Source organism: Sphingomonas silueang, from assembly GCF_040049155.1.
Lineage (GTDB): Bacteria > Pseudomonadota > Alphaproteobacteria > Sphingomonadales > Sphingomonadaceae > Sphingomonas > Sphingomonas silueang.
Genome location: NZ_JBDZDK010000071.1, coordinates 1 through 4,770, shown reverse-complemented (window position 1 = coordinate 4,770; position 4,770 = coordinate 1). Strand labels below are relative to the sequence as shown.

Sequence of the window (4,770 nt, the reverse complement as noted above, 5' to 3'; positions counted from 1 at the left end):
TAGGGAGCACCTCAAGGTTTGTGACACGGACAGCGGTAAGCTGAACAGGTAGCGAACAGGGCGGCTCAGGCCACCTTGGCTCCGGGTCCGCCGGCGATGTTGAGTGCGCGGTAGCCGTCTTGATCGAGCTCGGCAGCGGCGTTTTGCCAGAGGTAATCGCCGGTCAGGCTGATGTGTCGCCAGCCTAGCGGGGCTACATGGGCGAGCAGCTCGTCGGGCGCGGGCTCGCCGCTGGCGCGCAGATGCTCGACGGCGCGGCCCATGTAAAGCGTGTTCCAGTACACGATCGCGGCGGTGACCAGCGTCAGCCCGGACGCTTTCAGCGCCTGGTTCTCGAACTGCGGATCGCGCAGGCGGCCCTGTTTGTGGACGAACACGGCTTGGGCGAGCGTGTGACGCGCCTCGCCCTTGTTGAGCCCAGCCTGACACTGCTGGCGGAGCGCCCTGGATTCTAGCCAGTCGAGCGTGAACAGGGTGCGCTCGATCCGGCCCAGCTCCTGGAGCGCGAAGTCGAGCCGGTTCTGGCGACGGTACGCGGCCAGCTTCTTCAGCATGACCGACGGTAGCACCACGCCGGCCTTCACGGACGCGGCGAGCCGGACGATCTCGTCCCAGCTTTCGCGGATGGCAGCGATGTTGAACGGGCGCCCGATCAGCTTCGCGAGCGCCTCGGGGCGGGCCGTGCCCGGGAACAGGCCGAGCCGGCGATCGGCTAGATCGCGCAGGCGGGGCACGAACCGGAAGCCGAGTAGGTGCGCGAGCGCGAACACGTGGTCGGACGCGCCGCCCGTATCGGCATAGTGGGTCGCGGGTTCGATGCCGCAGCCGTGCGCGACCAGCCCGTCCAGCACATAGGGCGCCTCCGCCGCGGTCGCCGAGATCAGCCGGACATGGTAGGGCGCGTAGGTATCGGCGACATGGGCGTAGATCTTCTGCCCCGGCTCCCGGTCGTAGCGCGCGTTGGTGCTGCCGGCCGCGCCCCGCCTGCCCGAGCGGAAGAACTGCCCGTCCGAGCTCGACGCGGTGCCGTCGCCCCACACGCGCGTGAGCGGCAGCGCGGCTTGCGCGTCCACCAGATGGCGCAGCCCTGCCGCGTAATTCTCTTCCGATACGTACCAGCCATGCGTCCAGGCGAGCTGGGCGTAGGTGACGCCCTGGCTGGCGTTGGCCATGCGCTCGATGCCGAGGTTCGTCGCGTCTGCCAGGATCGCGGCGAGCACGGCCTGCGGGTTGGAGTGGGCGCGGCCCGAGCGCAGTTCCGGAAATGCGCACAGGAACCCGGTGCGGGCTTCCACCTCGGCGAGCAGCTCGGTGATGCGCACGCGGGGCATGAGCCGGTCGACGGCCGCGTCCAGCCTGTCGGCCGCAGCGGGCGTTACGGCCGCGAGCGGGCTGACCCTGAGGTTACCGCCCCGCAGCTCCACGCCGTCGAGCGTGCCGCGCTTCAGCGAGCCTGCGAACCGGCGCAACCGCCAGTCGAGCAGCCTGGCGCGCCCCTCCAAGTAGCGGCCGACGTCGGTGTCGAACGGCAGCGTGAGCGCGATCTCGGCCGCTTTGCCGGGCGGGAGCATATAGCTGTCGAAGCGCAGGTGTTCGCGCGTACCCTCCACCCACAGGTCGCCCGATTGGAGCCGCTCGCGCACGGTCGCGACCGTGGCGGTTTCGTAGCGACGGCGGTCGATGACGCCGCCCTCGGTGATCGCCGCCTTCCATTTTCTGGAAAACGGCATGGGCGCATCGGCCGGTACGTCTCGCCGCCCGGTCGCGTTCAGCGCGCGCACGACCTTGATCGCGCCGAGCACGCCGTCGCGCGAGCCTGCCGCCTTGAACCGGAACGCGTCAAAAAACGCGGGCGCGTAGCGCCGCATCGTCATGTAGCGCCCCGCCGCGCGGATCAGCGGCTCGTCGCGAGTCAGGTCGGCGATCGCGGTCGCCTCGCTCTCGGCGTCCAGAAGCCTCGTCCAGCCCACCCCGTCGTCGAGCGCCGCCCAGACGTCCAACCCGTCCTCGCGCGCGACCCGGAGTGCGCCGACCGTGGCGCCCAGCAGCCGCATGAGCCGGTTCACGTCGCGTGTGGTCGCCTCGATGCCGCGCTTCTGCGCGGCCCTGGCCCTGGCGAACAGGAGGCCGGTCTGCTTGCCGAACATCTCGATCGCGGCGTCCGCGAGCCGCGCTTCCAGGTCGATGACGGCTGCGGCGAGTGTCGCGCGCCTTCTGCGGAGCGAGTAGTCGGACAGGAGGAACGCGGGCGCGACGTGGCCTTCGCGCACGAGCTGCTCGAAGCGGTGCTCGTGGATGCGGCCGGCCATGCCCGGGTCGAGCCCGAGCCGGCGCACGTGCGCGAGCCGGGCGAGAATGCCGGCGAGATTGCGCGCGGTCGGGCTGTCCGACGTGTCGCGCAGCCACGCGAGCGGCGTCGTGCTGCGATCCTGGTCCACGATCAGCAACGCATCCAGCCCCGTCACCTGCTCCGGAGCAAGCGCATCGACCAGCGTGTCGGCCGCGAGGCGGCGCGCCATGGCGCGCCCCGCCACCCCGATCCGCTCGATACGGGCGGGCGCGGGCAGAACGATCCGGGCAGCACGCAAATGGCCCAGCACTGCCGCGGCGATCGGCTTGCCCCGTTCGGTCGCTTCCGCCGCGCGGGTGGCTGCGCCGAGCGCGCCGGGGACGTCGGCCGCCTCGAACGCGCGCAGGCGCAAACGCTCCATCGCCTCCCAGGCGTGTTCGAGCCGGGTCTGGGCGCGATGCGCGTAGCCCTCGAACGCTGTGGGCGCGATGTCGAGTTGCGCGGCCAGGTGCCGGATCAGAAAATCGGGGACGACATCGTCGTGGCGTATGCCGAAGCCGGGATGACGCAGCAGGGCGAGGTGCAGCGCGAAGCCGAGCCGGTTGGCGTCGCCGCGCTTCGCTTCGATCAGTGGCCGGTCCTCATCGGCAACCGTGTAATGCTTGGCGAGCGAGGCATGGTCGAGGGGCACGCCGAACAACGCGCGGCGTTCGTCGCCCGTTAACAGATCGCGTCTGGCCATCGATCACCCCCTGTCCGGGAGCGTATAGTTTATGGCCGACACGTGCGAGGTGTCGCGTAACTCTCAAGTTTCGCGACAGCGGCCCTGACCGGTCACGCCACGAGGGCGGACGCTGTCGCAAATGTCTGTTGCTAATCAGCCGTGTTCCAATGCACATCTGCGACATGCTCCTCGGCTATGCGCGCGTATCTACCGACGATCAGGATCTCACGCTTCAAAAGACGGCACTGAAGGCGGCCGGATGCCGGCGGACATTCGAGGAGAAGGTGTCCGGCGCCAAGCGCGCCCGACCGGAACTCGACCGGATGCTGGAGCAGCTGCGCGACGACGACGTGGTTGTGGTCACCCGGCTCGATCGCCTAGCGCGTTCGACGCGCGACCTGCTCGACATCGCCGAGAAGCTGAACGAGGCGGGAGCGGGGCTGCGCTCGCTCGCCGAGCCCTGGGCCGACACGACCACGCCTGCGGGACGCATGGTGCTCACCGTGTTCGCCGGCATCGCGGAGTTCGAGCGCGAGCTGATCCACCAGCGTACCAGTTCCGGCCGCGCGGCAGCCATGGCGCGCGGCGTGAAGTTCGGGCGTAAGCCCAAGCTCACTCCGGACCAGATCGCGCTCGGACAGCGTCTCGTCGGCGAAGGCACATCGGTGCGCGAAGCGGCGAAGCTGCTGAAGTGTCATCATGCCACGCTCTATCGGGCGCTCAACCATCCGGCGCAGATGCCCGTACATCGCTCGACACGTTGATTGAGGAGTAGGATTTCGCCATGATCTTCGCGCTTCTACTAGCGGCAAGTTCGCCGAATTCCGCGCTGGAGGCGGAGCGGGCCTACTCGGAAGCTGTACTTGCCAGTGGCCGTCAGGCAGCGGCACGCAGTTTCGGTCCACAAAGCGACCCCTGGCCAATACAACATGCGCCCGAAACCGCGCGCTCTCCATCTGTGGCCAGCATGTTGCAAGCAGCCGAGAGTAGCCGAAGGTGGTGGCTCACAATGATGAGTGTCGAGAGCCATGCCGAGCGCAGACCCGAACTTGTCTTTCCGTCCTGTGATCCGAGCGGGTCGGCAGTTGTTATCGGCGGGCTGTACGATGGCGGAAATCGAGTTGGATCATATAAGACGCTTTGGCGGAACAGTGCTGAGGGGTGGCGCTGGGAAATCGACGACTATCGTCGGGATGGATCGAAGGCATTAGCGGCAGAAAGTTTACAAGCGATCGAACCTGAGTGCTCGGCAAAACTCACCAATGAACAGCTCCAAATCCAAGCCGTTAGCGATGCGAAAGAGATCGCGTCTGTTTTGCGACAGGAGCAGGCCGGCAAACAGGTCGACTGGTTGGCTGTTCCAAGACGAAGCGTGGCCGAAGACGTTATCTTTGTCGGCAACGATGGCCGACGCATCCGCAGGCTCCCCGCCAAGCTGCCCATTCGGCGCATAGCGGGTGCGTTATCGTCCGGAAGCAGTTACGATGAAACGCTACGGTGGAGTAGCCGCGTCCTGGACGGGTCTGCACAAGCCCATAGCTTTCAGATCACCCAGTGGCGCGGTCCCAAGAATGGATGGCAGATCGTCTACTACGAGCTCCGCGGGTGAAACATCACGAGAGGTGATCCGGTAACTTCCAACTCGTCCAACCTCACAAACCCACGAAACTTAATATACTTTGCGGCAACGCTCAGGCTTTTGTTGACCATTTGTTCCGACTGCCGCTGTCCATATGACAAACCTTGAGGTGCCCCC

The 4,770-nt window shown here is 67.0% G+C and carries 3 protein-coding genes; 2 read left to right on the top strand and 1 reads right to left on the bottom strand.

Annotated features, from left to right (window positions below; translation table 11 throughout):
- Positions 1–65 precede the first annotated feature (65 nt).
- A complete protein-coding gene (locus ABLE43_RS23015) occupies positions 66–3,032 on the bottom strand; it encodes a Tn3 family transposase (protein WP_018250482.1) in 2,967 nt (988 codons plus the stop codon).
- Positions 3,033–3,196: 164 nt separating this feature from the next.
- Here ABLE43_RS23015 and ABLE43_RS23010 point away from each other — a divergent pair, with 164 nt between their 5' ends.
- Complete coding sequence (locus ABLE43_RS23010; RefSeq protein ID WP_007406331.1) at positions 3,197–3,778, top strand: recombinase family protein; 582 nt, start codon at positions 3,197–3,199, stop codon at positions 3,776–3,778.
- Between the two features lie 20 nt (positions 3,779–3,798).
- A complete protein-coding gene (locus ABLE43_RS23005; RefSeq protein ID WP_126014483.1) occupies positions 3,799–4,623 on the top strand; it encodes a hypothetical protein in 825 nt (274 codons plus the stop codon).
- Positions 4,624–4,770 lie beyond the last annotated feature (147 nt).